Origin of the sequence: Janthinobacterium longum (genome assembly GCF_051380735.1) — a bacterium.
Classification (GTDB): Bacteria; Pseudomonadota; Gammaproteobacteria; order Burkholderiales; family Burkholderiaceae_D; genus Janthinobacterium.
In genome coordinates this window covers 151166-168568 of record NZ_JBNYXQ010000009.1, presented here as the reverse complement: position 1 = coordinate 168568, position 17403 = coordinate 151166, and the positions used below count along the sequence as shown (strand labels likewise).

Sequence of the window (17403 nt, the reverse complement as noted above, 5' to 3'; positions counted from 1 at the left end):
GCATATTGAATGACACGATGACATCTACTCTGAGCTACTACAATCAGAACGCGCCAGCTTTTTTTAGCAATACGGTCAATGTTGATATGTCAGCGCTATATGATCGGTTTTTGTCTGCCATGAGCGCTGGCGGAATTATTTTAGATGCCGGTTGTGGTTCAGGAAGAGACGCCAAGGCTTTTCTCGATAAAGGCTATCGTGTTACCGCCTTTGACGCTTCGCACGAGCTTGTGCAGTTAGCCAAAGAGCATACTGACCTTGATGTTCAATTACGCACTTTTGCCGATGTAAAAGAGCAAGCTTGCTACGATGGTATTTGGGCCTGTGCTAGCTTGCTACATGTCCCACAAGCAGAGTTGCCAGCCACGCTCGCTGGTCTGTGGAATGCGCTCAAACCTGGCGGTGCGTTTTACCTGAGTTTTAAGCTGGGAACCAGCGAGCGCGTTCAAGATGGACGTCATTTTACGGACGTCGATGAGCCGCAACTGCGCGAGTGGTTTGCTAGCTTGTCTGACGTTGACAGCGTCGACTGTTGGCAAACTATCGATCAACGCCCTGGCCGTACGGAGCAATGGTTAAACGCTCTGGTGCGCCGCGCAGTAACGCCTCAAAATCATCTGATCACAGGCGGCAATGATCCGTTTCTACCGCACCTGAGCGGCTCCATTAACCAGGCATCGGAAATCGATTTAGCTGTCGCTTTCGTTAAGACGACTGGACTACGGCTGCTACTGCCGGACCTGCAAAGTGCGCTCAAAGGCGACAGTGAATCAAAACGTCCACCTGCGCGCGTACGCGTACTCACTAGCGACTATTTAGACGTGACCGATACCGAGGCGCTACGCTTATTGATGCTGCTTAAAGCGCAAGGTGCGCAGGTCAAAGTGTACGAATCGGCAGGTAGTAGTTTTCACCTCAAAGCGTACTTGTTCGCGCAGCTTAATGACCAGAGTGTTCTGAGCGGCACGGCATTTATTGGTTCCAGCAATATCAGTCGGCAGGCGCTAACAAATGGACTTGAATGGAATTACCGCATCGATTATCCGGGCGACCTTGGCTATCTTGAGGCACGCTCTAGGTTTGAAGAACTGTTTGTTCATCCTCGCTGCATTTCCCTAACGGATGAGTGGATCGACCAGTATGATGCCCGCCGAGTTCCTTTGCCGATGGCGGTAGCGCCGGGTAGCTTGGAACAAGATGCTCCGCCGACTCCATCCACGGTCCAAGTCGAAGCCTTATTCGCTTTGCGAGCGACACGCGATGAAGGGTTACGACGCGGTTTGGTAGTGCTGGCAACGGGCCTTGGAAAAACGTGGCTCGCTGCATTTGATGCAAAGCAGATTGGCGCGCGCCGCGTGTTATTTGTCGCCCATCGGGAAGAAATTTTAAATCAAGCCGCCGAAACCTTCCTAAGAATTCGCCCGGATGCACGCGTCGGCTTTTATGCTGGTCAGACCAAAGATACGCAGGCGGAAATACTGTGCGCCTCCATCCAAACGTTAGGCCAGGAAAAGCACTTGGAGCAATACGCGCCAGACCATTTTGACTATATCGTCGTCGACGAATTTCATCATGCCGCCGCACCAACCTACCGTCGCCTACTAGCATACTTTTCGCCGAAATTTTTGCTGGGTCTGACTGCGACGCCAGATCGTTCTGATCAATCCGATATCTTGTCATTATGCGATGACAATCTCGTCTTTACGCGCGGGCTTTTCGATGGCATTACAGCCAAGCTGCTGGTGCCATTTCACTACTATGGCATCTTCGATAGTTCGGTCGATTATGCCGAACTACCATGGCGCAGCGGCCGATTCGATATTGACCATCTGAGTAACAAACTTGCGACACTGGCTCGCGCCAGGCATGCGCTTACAGAGTGGCAGCGCTATAAACAGCAGCGCACTTTGGCGTTTTGCGTCTCGGTCACCCACGCAGAATTTATGGCGGCGCATTTCACCGAAGCGGGTGTCGTTTGTGCTGCGGTGTATGCCGGTTCGCCACTGAGCCGCGCCGATGCGTTAGAGCGCTTGCGCGACGGACGCCTTACCGTTATCTTTTCTGTCGACCTGTTCAATGAGGGCGTCGATTTGCCAGCGATCGATACCGTCATGATGCTGCGCCCTACCGAATCCAAAATTCTCTTTCTCCAGCAACTAGGTCGAGGCTTGCGTAAAAGTGAAGGCAAGGAGCGCTTGGTGATTTTGGACTTTATCGGTAATCACAAGAGCTTCCTACACAAACCGGAGGCATTGTTTGCGGTTGACGCCAGTTATAAAAAATTGGCAGATTTCGCACGCAAAGCGGAGTTGAGTCAACTTGAGCTGCCCGAGGGATGCTTCGTCAACTACGATTTGGAATTGATCGACTTTCTTAAATCGCTAGACAGTGAAGGGACGAAAAACGAATACATCGCCTTGCGTGACAGCTTTGGTCGGCGGCCCGCATTAGCCGAGTTTTACCGAGCTGGCGCCAGCCTGCCAGCCATGCGTAAAGAGTATGGCGATTGGTACTCGCTTGTTCACGCCATGGACGACCTTGACGCGGACGAGCAAGTCATCGCTGCTAAGCACCGCAACTTTTTGCGCGATCTGGAAACAACGTCAATGAACAAGAGCTTCAAGATGGTACTGCTTGAAGCATTTCAGGAGCTTGATGGCTGGGACAAGCCGCCAACGCTCGCCACACTATCAGAGCGCTCATGGCAAGTGATGCAACGGCGCCGTGCGCTGATGGCAGATATTCCGGAAGCAATGCGCGCAGGAAATGGTAAAAACGAGGCATGGTTACGCTATTGGTCCAGCAATCCGATTAACGCTTGGATAGGCGGTAATGTCAGCGGGAAAAACAGCGATTTTCGGATCAAGGATGGACGTTTTGAGGCCGTTTTTAAACTCGCTGACGACCAGCGTCAGAAATTCGAAGTGATGGTCCAAGAAATTATTGATTATCGCTTGGCCGCGTATGAGATCCGTCGCGTTCAAGCCGAGCTACCAAGCAATGTATTGCCGTTTGTTCGCAGCGAAAAGGTCAGCAATCTGACACCGGTACCGTATTTTCCAAATTTGAAAATCGCTTGCGGCCACTTTAAAACCGGTAGTGCCGACGTAGAGGAATACCGTAATCTGCCTACCAGCTATGGAAACATCGATCCGCTTAGGCACTTTATTGCCCGCGCATCCGGTAACTCCATGAACGGTGGCAAACACCCGATTCAAGATGGCGACTACCTGCTGCTGGAACATATTACGCCTACCAGAGCGGGTTCCATTACCGGCTCGGTGATGGCGATCGAGCGTCAAGACGAATCTGGCGATGGCTTCCAATATTTGCTGCGCCATATCGTCAAAACACCTGGCGGCGGCTATGTTCTGCGCGCAAGCAATCCAGACTATCAAGACATGGATGCCACCGAAGACATGCATACTCTGGCACGGTTTAAAGCCGTTATCAGCCCGCTCGATCTGGCCGTAGGGCAGTCATTCAAGCGCGAGGATATTGCGCCACTATTTGGCGAAACCTATAGCATCGGCAATTGGAATGTGGGGCATGTGACGCTCGCCAGCAAGGGTGCCATAGTGCTGCTGGTAACGCTTAACAAGCAAGGCAAGGCTGCCGATCATCGCTATCTCGATCATTGGATAGATGACAACACTTTCCATTGGCAAAGCCAAAATTCCACCTCGCCAACTAATAAAAAGGGGCGGGACATTATCGAGCACGCACAAAGAGGACTCGCAATCCACTTATTTGTACGCGAATTCAAGCTCGACAGCGGCAAAGGCGCGCCCTTCGTTTATCACGGTCAGGTAAGCTATGTTAGCCACACGGGCAGCAGTCCTATGAGTGTCGTATTTAGCCTGGCGACGTCCTAAGCGTCTGTAGAGATCGAAGCGTCAGGCTCGCACGGAGGAAAAACCAATGACCAAAGCAAACGAAGAAGACATGCAGCACGAAGGCCTGCAACTGGCCAAGGCAAGCGACGCCATCGCCTTCCAACGCATGCGCGAGCAATATGCGGCCAGTATCCCCGCTTACGAGGCAGAGCAGAAGCAGCGGAACCTCGACCGGGCAGCGATGAGCGAAGAGCAGCGCAAGCGCCATGAGGCGCTCGACTATGCGCGGGCGAGTGCGGGATTGTCTGGCTACACAATCAGCGAGGAAGATGTACAACGCTCGCTGCGTTGGGCAAATGGCGAAATCACCATGGATGAATTCCTGGACGTATCGCGACCGTGCTGATGGCGAGCAGTTCTGGACTGGTCGCTAGTTTCTGATGATTCATTTGCCAAGCTTGGCAAAAGCAATTTATTCATGAAATGATAAGATGACGCCCCGCCCTGCCGGCGTATGGACCGGTAGCGCTTCTCGACAAGGATCATCTTTGAATTCTCCAGCAAAAAACACGCTCGTCATGTTGTCGCTGTGCGCGGCCCTGTCTGTACCGATGTCGGCGATGGCGCAAAACGTGTCGCCTGATGATGCTGCTTTCGTGGCCGCGACCAAGACCGTCGAGTCGGCGCCGAGGCGTCTGAGCGAGGAGCCGATGCTGCGCTCTGACGTGATCAAGATGGTGGGCTATGCGCGCGGCAACTACACGGCTGGCGGCACGCTGATCGCGCGCCAGGTGTTTGATAGTCTGCGCTCGCAGTTTGATATTACGCACACTGCCTTGCCAGACGGGCGCATGGTGCTGGCCTCCATCAATCCCGACACGCGCGGTACGCAGCGCGCCGCCGTGCTGTTCGATGCCCAGCGCAAAATTCAGGCAATCGGCCTGGTCAACGGGCATTGCCAGCCGGCCGTTGGCGATGCTGCGCCGGTTTGCCTGCCCGATAGCCAAGCTGTGCTGACGGTGTTCCTGCCGGCTGGCACGCAACAAACCGCGGCCGCGCCGCTGCTGGTATGGGCGCGACAGCTGCCGTCGCCGCTGGACCTGGCAGAGCCTGAAGAGCGTCAAAAGATTGCCAAGGTAGAGTATTTCGTTGGCCAACCGGGCAAGCAGGGCTGGGAAGCACGTGATGTGCCGCCCGGTTTTCCTGCGGCACTGAAGCCCTTGCTGCTGCCGGAAAGCGAATTCAACAGCAGTTCCAGCGGTGGCAAGATCATCGCGCCAGCCGGCTTGGCGGGCATGCCGGTGCGCACCGCGTCGGAAGCGGCGGCTGCCGGTGGCACGCCTGTGCCAGACGCCGACATGACGCTGCGCAGCTATGCCACCCTGGAATCGCTGGTGGCCACTTACACCGAACTGGCCAAGGGTGCACAAATCAAGCAGCAAGGCAATAAGGTGGTCTTCAGCGGCAGCCTTGCAGGTGTGCGCTACCAGGTAAGCCTGCGCGAACAGGGCAAGGAAGACGGCGTGTTCATCAATATTGCCAGCTGGCGCGGCAAGTAAGCTCAGACCGACGGCCGGCGACGCCATCGCGCGGCCAATACGGCTGTCACGATGGCGAAGCACACCCACGCCGCAAAGAAAACTTCCGCAGCATACGGCGTTTGATCCCAGTAGCTGTCGCCTTGTTCAAGAAAGATCGCGCCCCAGCAAAGTAGCCCGCCCCAGGCGATCATGCTGGCGATGGCAAAACCGGCGATTGCGCAGGAAAAGGTTTTCATTACGGGTCCGAAGTGGATACAGGGAAGTTTCCAGAGGAGTCTGAGAATACGCAAATTTGCGCAGCAATCATAGCAGGCCACCCAGTCGCAAAGCCGTTGTCGGCAAATTGTCCTGACGCAAATGAAGGTGGCATTTCGGCATTTTGCGGTATGATTTATCGTTGTGTCGCCACGACCTGCCCCCGCCTCGCGCACCGCTTCCTGCCCGGGCCAGTCACGCCTGGGTGCATTCTCTCAAGGATCTTTTATGTTCGGTTTTAACTTACGCGTCGCCAAGATGGTGTGGACGGCGTTTCTCGTCGCATTCTTTCTGTTCCTTATCTACAAGGTGGCGTCGACCCTGATCGTGGTGGTGTTTGCGGTCTTCTTCAGCTACCTTGTGTACCCGCTGATCGGGCTGCTGGAACGCCATGGGCCGAAGCGCTTGCCGCGCACGGCCGGTATCGCCATCGTGTTCCTGGTGGTGATTTTGTTGGTAGCGGTGCTGGGGTCGATCTTTGGCGCACGCATCGAGGATGAAGCGATCAGCCTTAGCCAGCAATTGCCGACACTACTCAAGGGAAATAACTTTGCCGAGCGCATTCCCTTGCCGGACTTTATGGAGCCGCTGCGGGCGCGCTTGCTGGCGTTCATGCAGACGCAGCTGATCAGTGGCACGGGGCAGGCCATGCCGCTGGCAAAAGAACTGGGGATGACGGTCATGCATGCGGCCAGCAACCTGATCTATCTGGTGCTGGTGCCGGTGCTGAGCTTTTTGCTGATCAAGGAAGGGCCAGACATGCGCGACGGCTTGCTGGCACTGCTGAACCGGCCGAACAAGAAATTGTGGGGCGCCATTATCGATGACCTCGACATCTTGCTGTCGCGCTATGTACGTGCGCTGCTGCTGTTGTCGATTGCCACCTTTATTTCGTACAGCGTGGCGTTTTCGCTGTTAGGCGTGCCTTACGGCCTGCTGCTGGCCGGTGCCGCTGCCTTGCTGGAGTTTATTCCGTTTGCCGGGCCGCTGGCGGCGGCCCTGATCGCCGTGGTGGTGGCCGGGTTCAGCGGGTTTGAACATGTGTTCTGGCTGATCGGCTTTATTGCCGCCTACCGCCTGTTCCAGGATTATGTGGTCAATCCTTACCTGATGAGCGAAGGCGTGGAAGTATCGCCGCTGATGGTGATCGTCGGCCTGCTGGCCGGTGACCAGCTCGGTGGCGTGGTGGGGATTTTCCTGTCGGTGCCGGTGATGGCGGCGATCAAGATTGTGTTTGTACGCGCCAAGGCGGCCTTGCAGGCGCGCCATGATGCGCATGAGAAAGCGGAGCTGGCAGCGGAGGCGGCGCGCGCCAGGGCCGCAGCAGACGCTGCGCTGCTGCTCGATCAGCGCAAGCACCCTTCTCTCGACTTGTAAGACTTAGAACTCTTCCCAGTCGCCGCTGCTGTCAGCCGCAGGTTTTGCCGGGCGCGGCTTGGCAGCAGCGACCGGCTTCGCCAGTTTCAGGGCCGGGCGCCTGGCGGCTGCCGGCCTGGCAGCAGCGGCCACCACCGGCCTGCGCAGCACGGGCTGGGCGGTTGGTACGCTGTGACTGGCGTCGAGCTTGAAGCGGCTGACCATTTCGGCCAGCGCTGCGGCCTGGTCCTGCATCGATTCCGAGGCGGCCGCCGCTTCTTCCACCAGTGCGGCATTCTGCTGCGTGACGGTGTCCATTTCGGCCACGGCCTGGTTGATCTGGTTGATGCCCAGTTCCTGTTCGCGGCCGGCGGCACTGATTTCGCCCATGATGTCGGTCACGCGGCGAATGCTGGCAACGATCTCTTCCATTGTGGTGCCCGTCTGCGCCACCAGATCGCTGCCGGTGCCGACGTTCTGTACCGACGCTTCGATCAGTTGCTTGATGTCTTTCGCAGCGCTTGCCGAGCGGTGCGCGAGGTTGCGCACTTCGGTGGCCACCACGGCAAAGCCACGGCCCTGTTCGCCCGCGCGCGCTGCTTCCACGGCTGCATTCAATGCCAGGATATTGGTCTGGAAGGCAATCCCGTCGATCACGCCGATAATGTCGGCGATCTGCTTCGACGAATCACTGATGGTGCCCATGGTGGTGATCACCTGCGCTACCAGCGCGCCGCCCTTGACGGCCACGTCGGAGGCCGACACGGCCAGCTGGTTGGCCTGGCGCGCATTGTCCGAATTCTGCTTGACGGTCGAGGTCAGTTCTTCCAGCGAGGAAGCGGTTTCTTCCAGGCTCGATGCCTGCTGTTCGGTACGGCTGGACAAATCCAGGTTGCCGGCTGCAATTTCATTGCTGGCCGTGGCAATCGCGCCGCTGCCGTCGCGCACGCCGCGCACGGTGGTCGACAAACGTTCCTGCATCTGCTTGAGGCCATCGAGCAAGGTGCCCATTTCATCGTGGCGCTCAATGACGATATCGTTGGCCAGGTTACCGTCGGAAATCGCGTCGAAGTGGCGCAGAGCCTGGTCCAGCGGACGGAAAATGGCGCGCAGCAGCAGCATGGTCGAGACCACGATCATCAGCAGGCCGATCACCAGGCTGGCGATGGCAATGCTCAACTGGGTATTGTATTTGGCCTGGCTGGCGGCATACATATTGGCGGCCGAGGTAATCTGGTACTGGGTCAGTTTTTCTGACGCTGCATTCATGGTGCTGTACAACCGCGACAGGCCAGTCATCATCAGGGCATCGACCTGCTCCGCATTGCCCTCACGCAGGGCCTTGCCCAGCGCCAGCAAACCGTTGTTGATGTAGTCTTTGCGATATTTGTCCATATCGTCGGACAGGATCTTTTCTTCCGCAGTTTGCGACAGCGCCAGGTACACTTTCCAGGACTTGTTCGAGCCCTCGATGAACGTCTCGGCACGGGTGACGATATCCTTGGCATTGGCCGCTTCCGGGTGGACCACGGCGCGATCGATGGTGAAGCGGGCGCGGCCCAGCAGTATCTCGGATTCGCCGATGGCCTGGGTCGAGACCAGCTGATTGCTGTAGACATCGTTCAGTGTGTGGTTGGCCGCCTTGAGGCCCAAGATGCTGCTGAGGCCGAGAATGGCGATCAGCAGGCCGAGCACCGTCATGGTGATGATCAGGCGCAGCTTGATGGTGAGTCTGGAGAACATGGTTTTTCCTTCGATTGCATACGCTGATGAGGGCATGCATCCTTGCGGATCAGCCTGCGTCAGGGCGTAACGGTTGTAGAGTGGATGCGTTGACGGAGCGTTTTACGGCTGCGGGGGAAGGGCAGCCTTGGTCCGGTCATAAGAGAAGCGCGACAACAGCGAGGGGTTGTTGCGCTATTTATTTCTTGCTTGCAAGGTTACAGGGAATATTTATTAGTAGCAATGTACTTGTGAAAAACCCGGTTTTTTACCGCTATTCGAGGCTTTTTTGTGTAAAAGCTGGCAATCCTGTACATGGTTGCCAGCGATTCCATTTATGCGGACGCGGCGATACCGCGCGCAAACAAGGGCCGTTGAACCAGCTGCGCCAGCAGCACGCCCAGCAGCGACACGCCACCACCAATCAGATGAAAAGCATGCAGGGTATCGTGCAGCCAGACGATCGCCAGCAAGGCAGTCAGGCCGGGCAGCAGGTTGACGAAAATGCTGCAGCGGTTAGGCCCCAGCAGTTTCACGCCTTCGATCCACAGGAAGGACAGCAGGATGGAAGACGCCAGGCCCGCATAGGCGATCAGCGGCACGGTGGTGGCGTCCAGGGGCGCGCTGCCAGCCGGCAAATGCAGGAAGAACGGCAACATGCACAGCAGCGCCGCCAGGGCCTGGCAGTAGATCGATTGCCAGGCGGGCACGGCCAGGCGCCAGCGACGCAGCAGTACGCCATATAAAGCAAAGATCAGGCAGGCGAGCAGCATCAGCGCGTCGCCCGCATGCACGCCTTCGTGCAGCAGCGCCAGCATGTCGCCATGCCCCACCAGGTACAACAGGCCGCCGAACGACAGCACGCCGCCCGCCGCCATGCCCAGCGTCAACCGTTCACCCAGCAGCAGCACGCTGAGGATCGCCGTCATCAAAGGCGCCAGCGCCGTCACAATCGCCATATTGGTGGCAGTGGTGCTTTCGGCGGCGCGGTAGGACAGGCTCTGGAACAGCGCCATCGACATCAGGCCGCACAGCGCCAGCTGCCACCAGTGGCGGCCGATGGCGACGCGGTTGCGCCACAGCGGGCGCAGCATGAATGGCGTCATCACCAGCAGCACCAGCACCAGGCGGTAAAAGGTGATGGCGGTGGGGGCAATGCTGGCGGCCGCCAGTTTCGATACCACCACATTGCCGGCCCACAACAGCATGGCGGCCATGGGGTAAAGATAAGAAGACGGGTGGATGGGGTCGCGAGCAGGCATGCAGGGCTCCAGGTGGTTGCGGGGAAACCATGATGCCGCAGGCACGCCGCGCTTTCTCGCGTTAATATGCCTGTACCTGTCGCAAAACTGACCTTTTCTACCATGCAAGCCGACTATCAGGAACTGCTGCCCGTCACCGCGCGCGCCATGGCGCTGGCCATCGACTATGACCACGGCCATGTGATTTCGGTGCATCGCCACGCGCACGCCCAGCTGATTTACGCCATCGACGGTGTGATGACCATCGCCACGCAGGACGGGCGCTGGGTGGTGCCGCCCACGCGCGGCGTGTGGCTGCGGCCTGGCGTGGAGCACCAGATCCGCATGAGCGGCAACGTGAAAATGCGCACCGTCTTCGTCAACTGCGCCAACTCGCCGCTGCTGCCGCGCCACAGCTGCGTGCTCGAGATCAGTCCGCTGCTGCGCCAGCTGATCGTGGCGGCCGTCGATATCGCACCCGATTTTGCCGATGGCGGGCGCGACTGGCACTTGCTGCAACTGTTGCTGCATGAGCTAGACAGCTTGCCGGTGCTGCCCTTGTATCTGCCACTGCCGCTGGACGCACGGCTGCGCGGCATCTGCGAGCGCCTGATGCAAGAACCGGGCGAGCAGCTGACGGTGGCGCATTGGGCCGCCCAGCTGGAGATCACCGAGCGCAGCCTGCACCGCCTGTTCCAGAAACAGACGGGCATGCGCTTCGGCCACTGGCGCCAGCAGGCACGGCTGCTGCGCGCGCTGGAACAGCTGGCGCATGGGGCCAAGGTCATCGATGTGGCGATGGACAATGGCTATACCAGCCAGAGCGCCTTTGCGGCGATGTTCAAAAAGCATTTCGGCACCACGCCGACCGACTTTTATCGCGCGGCGCCAACAGCCATCAAAAAAAATGCTGCTATGCATCAATAATCATGGGCGATTGCAGCGCGGCTTGTTATCATCGCCAGCCTTGAGCCGAAGTTGTCTATACCGGCTGGCAACGCTACCAACACTGACATGACCCAGAATTTCTTCCAGACTTTTATCCTGCTGTTGCTTGTGACCGACCCGTTCGGCAACGTTTCCCTGTTCGTCAGTGCCCTGAAAAGCGTGCCTGTCGAGCGGCGCTGGAAGGTGGTGGTGCGTGAATGCGCGATCGCCTTCGGCATCTTGCTGCTGTTTATGTTTTTTGGCCGCCACTTCCTGAAGGCCATGCAATTGTCCGAAATCGCGCTGCGCATCGGCGGCGGTGTGATCCTGTTTCTGATCGCCATGCGCATGGTGTTTCCTCAGCCGGGCAATGGCAATAGTGACATGGACATCGCCGGCGAGCCGTTTATCGTGCCGCTGGCGATCCCCGCGCTGGCCGGCCCGTCGGCGCTGGCCACGGTGCTGCTGTTTTCGTCGCACGAAGTCGATGAAGTCATTGCCCATGTGGCGGGCCTGACTGCGGTAGCCGTGGTGTGGCTGGTGGTATTTTTGAGCGCCGAGCGGCTGCAGCGCGCGCTGGGGCCACGGGTCATGACGGCCTTCGAGCGCCTGATGGGCCTGATCCTGACGGCAATGGCCATCGAGATGCTGCTGGCGGGCATACGCGCCTTTTTGAAATCAGTGTAAACCGGAGGAAACCCCATGAGCCGCTGTACCCATCGCTGTACGCATATTCGCATGATGGCCGAGTACAACCAATGGATGAACGCCAGGGTCTACGCGGCGGCGGCCGGCCTGCCACTTGACGAACTACAGCGCGACCGGGGCGCTTTCTTCGGCTCGCTGCTGGGCACGCTGAACCACATCATGGTGGGCGATACCCTGTGGCTGCAGCGCTATGCAAAGCACCCGTCCGGTTTTCCGCTGCTGGACCCGATCCGCGCCATCACGCCGCCCACCTCGCTCACCGAGCCGCTGTTTGACGACTTTGCGGCGATGCAGGCGCACCGCCACTGGCTGGACCAGTTGATCGTTGACTGGGCCGAATCCGTCACGGAAAGCGACCTCGACCATTTGCTCGACTACCGCAACAGCCGTGGTGACAACCGGCGCCAGTTCTTTGCGCTGCTGATGCATTTCTTTAACCACCAGACACATCACCGGGGCCAGGCCACCACCCTGCTGTCGCAGGCGGGTGTGGACGTAGGCGACACCGATCTACTGGTGTGCATCCCCAACCATCTGGCGTAACGGCGCGCGGAACAGCGCCACTTTCAGCAGCATCACGGCCAGCGCCAGCAGCACCAGCAATATGCCGCTGGCCAGCGCACCGTGCATGCCGTAACGGGCAATCGCGGCGCCACCCGCCAGTGCGCCCACCGTCACGCCCAGGTTGATGGCGGCGATATACACGCCGATGGCAAAGGCAGGCGCTTCGCGCGCTTCCGAACTCAACCACACCTGCGTAACAATCAGCCCGCTGGTATGCGCGGCGCCCCAGAACAGCGCCAGCACCGCCAACGCCCAGCCCGGCACGCCCGCCCCCGCATAGCGATACAGCAAGCCATACGCCAGCGCCAGCAGCAGCGGCTGCAGCAACACGGTGCGCATCAGGTGGCGGCCCAGCTGGCGCCCCGCAAACAGATTGCCGGCCACGCCGCCGGCGCCAAACACCACCAGCAGCATGCCGGTCTGGCGCGCAGTCAGGCCGGCCACCTGTTCCAGATAGGCGGCGGCATACGCATACACGGCAAACATGGCGGCAAACACCAGCATGGCGGCCGCAATATTGAGCCACAGCGCGGGCCTGCGCAGGATCGCCAGCTGGCGGCCATACGACACCGCCGCTTGCTGTGGCGTATCGGGCAGAAACAGATACAAGCCCAGTGCAGCCAGCGCATTGACGGCGGCGCAGGACAGGAACGAGGCTTCGTAGCCATATTGCGCGGCGATCCAGGTGGTCAGGGGTATGCCCAGCACCATGCCCATGCTGGTGCCGACAAACGCATGCGCGCCGGCACGCGCCGACTCCTGCGGCGGATACAGCGCGGCGGCCGCCACCATCGCCAGTGAAAAATACACGGGGTGGCACAGCGCCGGCACCATGCGCAGCGCCAGCAGCCATTCAAAGCGCGGCACATGGGCGGACGCCGCGCTGGCCAGCGCAAAGACGGCCAGGCAAGCGATCAGTACCGGCTTGCGGCGCCAGCGCGTGGCCAGCAGCACCAGAAACGGCCCGGCGGCGGCGATCACCAGCGCAAACAAGCCCACCAGCATGCCGGCATGGCTGGCCGTCACAGTGAAGCGCTGCATGATCAGCGGCAAAATACCGACCACGCCGAACTCGATGCAGTACAGGCCGAACAGGCCCAGTGCGAGGAAGACGATGGGATGCGGACGCCTCATGCCAGATCCTCTCCATACACGGCGCGGCACAGTTGCTCGACGAATGGGCCAGCCATGCCTTCGATGGCGGTATTGGTGAACGCCACTACCGACAATTCACGCAGCGGATCGACAAACCAGGAATGGCCATAGGTGCCGCCCATGCGCCAGCTACCCGCGCTTTCAGCCGTGCCGGCCAGCAGCGGGTCGGTCAGCACGGTAAAGCCCAAGCCAAAACCGCGTCCGGGCCAGAAAGGCAGGGCCATCTCGCCGGTATGGCTACGGCCCATCTCGCTGGCCAGGCCTGGCGGCAACAGGGGTGCGCCGCCCAGGCGCAAGGTTTCCAGCAGGCGCATGAAGTCAGGCGCCGAACCGACCATGCCGGCACCGCCCGAGGCATAGGCGGCAGCGTCCAGGGCACGCGCCGGCGACAGGGTGAAACCGGCCATGCCGTCAAGAAAGGGCAGGTGATCGTCACCGCTGTCATGCAGGCGGCGCGGCTGCGGCTGGCCTGCCACGCAGTCGGCATACGCCACCGCCAGGCGCGCGTGATCGACGGCGACAAAATCGGTGTCGTGCATGCCCAGCGGAGCCGTCACCAGTTGCCGCACCGCCTGCACCAAAGGCAGGCCGGCCGCCTGCTCGATCACGCCGCCCAGCACATCGGTGGCGATCGAATAGGCCCAGCGCTGGCCGGGCGCAAAAGCCAGCGGCACGCCGGCCAGGCGACGCAGATTGTCTTGCAGCGAAACGCGTGACGCATCCATGCCGTCCGATACGCCGGCCTGTGCATACGGGCCGCCCGGCGGCTGGAAAAATCCATAATCGAGGCCGGCCGTATGCGTCAGCAACTGGTGCACGGTAATGGCCGCCAGCCGGCCATCGGCCTGGCGCGGCTGGAAATACGGTAGCCACTGCGCCACCGGGTCGTCCAGTTGCAAGCGACCCTGCCCCACCAATGCCAGCGCCGCCGCCGAGACGATCGGTTTGCTGACCGAAGCCAGGCGGAACAGCGCGTCATCGCGCATGAGCTTGCCTGCCTCACGATCCAGATAGCCGGCCGCGCGGCGGTACATTTCGCAGCCCCGATGGCGCACCAGCACCACCGCGCCCACCAGGCGCTGCTCGCGCAGTACCAGGTCCAGCAAGGTATCGATGCGCGCCGCCAGGGCCACATCGGAAAAATCAGTACTCATGATCAGCCTTTCGAATGGAAAGGCCTAGCGTAAGGTGGCCGGCATCAAAGAAAAACAGGCTATAGTTTCTGTCTGAGCGGACGTTGGTGTCCGCAATCGAAAGAGCTTATGGACAACCTGGCGGGCTTGACGGCATTTGTGCAGGCAGCGGAAACGCGCAGCTTCGTGGCGGCCGGCCGCGTGCTGGGCATTTCTGCCTCGGCCATCGGCAAGAGTATTGCGCGGCTGGAAGAACGGCTGGGCGTGCGCCTGTTTCACCGCAGTACGCGCAGCATCGCGCTGACCAGCGAAGGCACGATTTTTCTGGAACGCTGCCGGCGCATACTCGGTGAAATCGAAGCGGCCGAACTGGAGCTGTCGAGCAGCAAGAGCGCGCCGCGCGGGCGACTGCGCGTCAGCATGCCGCTGGTGGGCGAACTGCTCAACCCGGTGCTGGCCGCGTTTGCACGCGCCTATCCGCTGGTGGAGCTCGATCTCGATTTCAGCAACCGCCGTGTGGATCTGGTCGAGGAAGGCTATGACGCCGTGGTGCGCGCCGGCGACAGCGCCGACAGCAGCTTGATGAGCCGGCTGCTGGGCCAGTTTCATCTGCAACTGGTGGCCGCGCCCGCCTACCTGGCCCGGCATGGCGCGCCGATGCTGCCCTTTGAACTGGCGCGGCACAACTGCCTGCTGTACAAATTTCCCAGTAGCGGCAAGATCGAAGCGTGGCCGCTGGCGGACTGGAGTGCCTTGCTGGCGGCCGGCCTGCCCGCCAGCCTCAGCTGCAATAGCGTGGACACCCTGCTGCACTTTGCCGAGAGCGGCCTGGGCATTGCCGCCCTGCCGGACTTTGCCGCGCGCGCCGCACGTGAGGCGGGCCGCTTGCAGGCGGTGCTGCCAGAACACACACGGCACGCAGCACCGTTCCACATCTTGTGGCCAGGTAGCCGCAATATGTCGCCGAAATTGCGCGTTTTTATTGATTTTCTGGTAGCAAATCCGTTTCCAAAAGCCTGAGGTGGCCTGGACGACTGCTTGCGTTGTTTCCACACGACAACTTCTTTCGCAAGCTGCTTTTTTTGCAATCTGATACAGTTTTTTGTATTGCCGTGTGGAATTTTGAGGAACAATGGCTGCCGTGCTGCGCTAAGTATTAATACGTAGCGGTTTGAGCTGTCATTTCCCGGATCACACGAAAGCTATCATGTTCCTCACACAATTTCGCATCGGCACCCGCCTCGCCATCGGTTTTGCTGTCGTTCTCGGCCTGCTGGTGGCGGTACTGCTGGTTGGCCTGTATTCCATGACGCAACTGAGTACGCGCACCCACGATATCGTCGCCGACAAGAACGTCAAGATGGCGGCCGCCAACACCATGAGCGACAACGTGCGCAACATTACGCTGGCGATCACCAGCATGGTGGTGGCGCCGACGGACGCGCTGATGCAGGAACAACTGGACAAGATAGGCGCAGCGCGCAAGAAGTACGGCGCGGCCAAGGAAGTGCTGCAAAAGATGGTGTCGACCGACCAGGAAGCAGCATTGATGGGGCAACTGGACGCGGCCCTGAAAGCCGGTGCGCCGCTGAACAACAAGGTGGTCGAACTGCGCAAGGCCGGCCAGACCGAAGAAGCGGTCGCCTTTCTGACCCAGCAGGCGGCGCCCAGCCTGAACAATGTGCTGGTCACGCTCGACGGCTTGCTGGCGTACGAAGCGCAACAAGCCGCGCAGGCAGCCGCTGACGCCGAAGCGCTGAGCAACACAGCGCGCGCGTATATGCTGGGCCTGGGCTGCGTGGCGCTGCTGCTGGGCGTTTTCGTGGCATGGATCATCACGCGCTCGATTACCAGGCCGATCAATGCTGCCGTGGGCGTGGCCGAAACCGTGGCCTCGGGCGATCTGTCGTCGCAGATCATCGTCAGTTCCAGCGATGAAACGGGCCGCTTGCTCGGTGCGCTGAAAGCCATGAACGACGGCCTGCTCGGCGTGGTGGGGCAAGTACGCCACGGTACGGATGCGATTGCCACGGCGTCGGGCGAAATTGCTGCCGGCAACCTGGACCTGTCGTCGCGTACGGAACAGCAAGCCAGTTCGTTGGAAGAAACCGCCTCCGCAATGGAAGAGCTGACCTCGACCGTGAAACAGAATGCCGACAATGCGCGCCAGGCCAACCAGCTGGCGAAAAGCGCGTCGGAAGTAGCGGTGCGCGGCGGCAATATCGTCTCGAAGGTGGTCGACACCATGGGCACCATCAATGCGTCGTCCAAAAAGATCGTCGACATCATCGGCGTCATCGACGGCATCGCTTTCCAGACGAATATCCTGGCCTTGAATGCGGCGGTGGAAGCAGCACGCGCCGGCGAACAGGGCCGCGGCTTTGCCGTGGTCGCCAGCGAAGTGCGCAACCTGGCCCAGCGCAGCGCGGGCGCGGCGAAGGAAATCAAGGAACTGATCGCCGCCTCGGTAGCCAATGTGGACACCGGCTCGCGCCTCGTCAATGAAGCCGGCCAGACCATGGGCGACATCGTGGACAGTATCGTGCGCGTGACCGACATCATGGGCGAGATCACCTCGGCCACGCATGAGCAGACCCTGGGCATCGAGCAGATCAACCTGGCGATCGCGCAGATGGACCAGGTGACGCAGCAGAATGCGGCGCTGGTCGAAGAAGCGGCAGCCGCCTCGCAAAGCATGCAGGAGCAGGCCGGCGAACTGGCCCATGTGGTGGGTTTCTTCAAGACCGGCCAGGCAGCGGCGGCGCCGAAGCTGGCCGTGGTGCGCCGCGCAGCGCCAGCCAAGGCAACGCCAGCCCCTGTACGCACGTCACTGCCACGCCCGCAGCGCAAGGCGGTTGCCAATGGCACGCCCATGCGTGCCGGCGATAGTGATTGGGAGGAGTTTTAAGCGAAATACCTGCATTCTTTATGGAAAGCCAGGCAAGAAGTTTCTGCCTGGCTTTTT

The 17403-nt window shown here is 59.9% G+C and carries 14 protein-coding genes; 9 read left to right on the top strand and 5 right to left on the bottom strand.

Going from position 1 to position 17403, the window contains the following annotated elements:
* The first annotated feature begins 17 nt into the window (after positions 1-17).
* The 3 genes from ACQ4WM_RS20530 to ACQ4WM_RS20520 all read left to right on the top strand — a co-directional run bounded on the left by ACQ4WM_RS20530 (position 18) and on the right by ACQ4WM_RS20520 (position 5395).
* Complete coding sequence (locus ACQ4WM_RS20530; protein ID WP_436548506.1) at positions 18-3875, top strand: DUF3427 domain-containing protein; 3858 nt, start codon at positions 18-20, stop codon at positions 3873-3875.
* 46 nt (positions 3876-3921) lie between these two features.
* Positions 3922-4242 (top strand): antitoxin VbhA family protein, encoded by a 321-nt coding sequence (locus ACQ4WM_RS20525; RefSeq protein ID WP_436548505.1) that lies wholly within the window; start codon positions 3922-3924, stop codon positions 4240-4242.
* Positions 4243-4384: 142 nt separating this feature from the next.
* On the top strand, positions 4385-5395 hold the full coding sequence (locus ACQ4WM_RS20520; protein WP_436548504.1) for a hypothetical protein: 1011 nt from the start codon (positions 4385-4387) through the stop codon (positions 5393-5395).
* A gap of 2 nt (positions 5396-5397) precedes the next feature.
* Here ACQ4WM_RS20520 and ACQ4WM_RS20515 read toward each other — a convergent pair whose 3' ends face one another.
* A complete protein-coding gene (locus ACQ4WM_RS20515) occupies positions 5398-5613 on the bottom strand; it encodes a hypothetical protein (RefSeq protein WP_436548503.1) in 216 nt (71 codons plus the stop codon).
* Between the two features lie 247 nt (positions 5614-5860).
* Here ACQ4WM_RS20515 and ACQ4WM_RS20510 point away from each other — a divergent pair, with 247 nt between their 5' ends.
* Positions 5861-7009: an AI-2E family transporter gene (locus ACQ4WM_RS20510; RefSeq protein ID WP_436548502.1), complete on the top strand. Its 1149-nt coding sequence runs from the start codon at positions 5861-5863 to the stop codon at positions 7007-7009.
* A gap of 3 nt (positions 7010-7012) precedes the next feature.
* Here ACQ4WM_RS20510 and ACQ4WM_RS20505 read toward each other — a convergent pair whose 3' ends face one another.
* Together ACQ4WM_RS20505 and ACQ4WM_RS20500 are read right to left on the bottom strand one after the other, a co-directional pair.
* Complete coding sequence (locus tag ACQ4WM_RS20505; RefSeq protein ID WP_436548501.1) at positions 7013-8731, bottom strand: methyl-accepting chemotaxis protein; 1719 nt, start codon at positions 8729-8731, stop codon at positions 7013-7015.
* A 314-nt stretch (positions 8732-9045) separates the two neighbouring features.
* The gene (locus tag ACQ4WM_RS20500; protein ID WP_436548500.1) at positions 9046-9972 is read right to left on the bottom strand and encodes a DMT family transporter; all 927 of its coding nucleotides are present in this window, start codon (positions 9970-9972) and stop codon (positions 9046-9048) included.
* 66 nt (positions 9973-10038) lie between these two features.
* On the opposite strand from ACQ4WM_RS20500, the gene ACQ4WM_RS20495 reads away from it, so the two are divergent.
* From ACQ4WM_RS20495 to ACQ4WM_RS20485, 3 genes are all read left to right on the top strand, one after another.
* Positions 10039-10878, top strand: a complete 840-nt coding sequence (locus ACQ4WM_RS20495; RefSeq protein WP_436548499.1) for an AraC family transcriptional regulator — start codon at positions 10039-10041, stop codon at positions 10876-10878.
* A gap of 87 nt (positions 10879-10965) precedes the next feature.
* Positions 10966-11565, top strand: coding sequence for a MarC family protein (locus ACQ4WM_RS20490; RefSeq protein WP_436548498.1), 600 nt, complete (start codon positions 10966-10968; stop codon positions 11563-11565).
* Positions 11566-11580: 15 nt separating this feature from the next.
* A complete protein-coding gene (locus ACQ4WM_RS20485; protein ID WP_436548497.1) occupies positions 11581-12129 on the top strand; it encodes a DinB family protein in 549 nt (182 codons plus the stop codon).
* On the opposite strand, the gene ACQ4WM_RS20480 is transcribed toward ACQ4WM_RS20485, so the two are convergent.
* Both ACQ4WM_RS20480 and ACQ4WM_RS20475 read right to left on the bottom strand, forming a co-directional pair.
* Positions 12097-13284: an MFS transporter gene (locus ACQ4WM_RS20480; RefSeq protein ID WP_436548496.1), complete on the bottom strand. Its 1188-nt coding sequence runs from the start codon at positions 13282-13284 to the stop codon at positions 12097-12099. The two genes, ACQ4WM_RS20485 and ACQ4WM_RS20480, sit on opposite strands and share 33 nt — an antisense overlap.
* Entirely contained in the window at positions 13281-14459 is a 1179-nt protein-coding gene (locus ACQ4WM_RS20475; RefSeq protein WP_436548495.1) for a serine hydrolase domain-containing protein, read from the bottom strand. Before ACQ4WM_RS20475 ends, ACQ4WM_RS20480 begins: the two co-directional genes overlap by 4 nt.
* A 108-nt stretch (positions 14460-14567) precedes the next feature.
* Here ACQ4WM_RS20475 and ACQ4WM_RS20470 point away from each other — a divergent pair, with 108 nt between their 5' ends.
* Positions 14568-15458: a LysR family transcriptional regulator gene (locus ACQ4WM_RS20470; RefSeq protein ID WP_436548494.1), complete on the top strand. Its 891-nt coding sequence runs from the start codon at positions 14568-14570 to the stop codon at positions 15456-15458.
* A 187-nt stretch (positions 15459-15645) separates the two neighbouring features.
* Positions 15646-17346: a methyl-accepting chemotaxis protein gene (locus tag ACQ4WM_RS20465; RefSeq protein ID WP_436548493.1), complete on the top strand. Its 1701-nt coding sequence runs from the start codon at positions 15646-15648 to the stop codon at positions 17344-17346.
* Positions 17347-17403 lie beyond the last annotated feature (57 nt).

Coding starts and splice junctions, on each gene's coding strand:
- ACQ4WM_RS20470 (WP_436548494.1), top strand. CDS start 14,568: ATGGACAACCTGGCGGGCTTGACGGCATTTGTGCAGGCAGCGGAAACG.
- ACQ4WM_RS20530 (WP_436548506.1), top strand. CDS start 18: ATGACATCTACTCTGAGCTACTACAATCAGAACGCGCCAGCTTTTTTT.
- ACQ4WM_RS20465 (WP_436548493.1), top strand. CDS start 15,646: ATGTTCCTCACACAATTTCGCATCGGCACCCGCCTCGCCATCGGTTTT.
- ACQ4WM_RS20510 (WP_436548502.1), top strand. CDS start 5,861: ATGTTCGGTTTTAACTTACGCGTCGCCAAGATGGTGTGGACGGCGTTT.
- ACQ4WM_RS20495 (WP_436548499.1), top strand. CDS start 10,039: ATGCCTGTACCTGTCGCAAAACTGACCTTTTCTACCATGCAAGCCGAC.
- ACQ4WM_RS20505 (WP_436548501.1), bottom strand. CDS start 8,731: ATGTTCTCCAGACTCACCATCAAGCTGCGCCTGATCATCACCATGACG.
- ACQ4WM_RS20475 (WP_436548495.1), bottom strand. CDS start 14,459: ATGAGTACTGATTTTTCCGATGTGGCCCTGGCGGCGCGCATCGATACC.
- ACQ4WM_RS20485 (WP_436548497.1), top strand. CDS start 11,581: ATGAGCCGCTGTACCCATCGCTGTACGCATATTCGCATGATGGCCGAG.
- ACQ4WM_RS20490 (WP_436548498.1), top strand. CDS start 10,966: ATGACCCAGAATTTCTTCCAGACTTTTATCCTGCTGTTGCTTGTGACC.
- ACQ4WM_RS20500 (WP_436548500.1), bottom strand. CDS start 9,972: ATGCCTGCTCGCGACCCCATCCACCCGTCTTCTTATCTTTACCCCATG.
- ACQ4WM_RS20480 (WP_436548496.1), bottom strand. CDS start 13,284: ATGAGGCGTCCGCATCCCATCGTCTTCCTCGCACTGGGCCTGTTCGGC.
- ACQ4WM_RS20515 (WP_436548503.1), bottom strand. CDS start 5,613: ATGAAAACCTTTTCCTGCGCAATCGCCGGTTTTGCCATCGCCAGCATG.
- ACQ4WM_RS20525 (WP_436548505.1), top strand. CDS start 3,922: ATGACCAAAGCAAACGAAGAAGACATGCAGCACGAAGGCCTGCAACTG.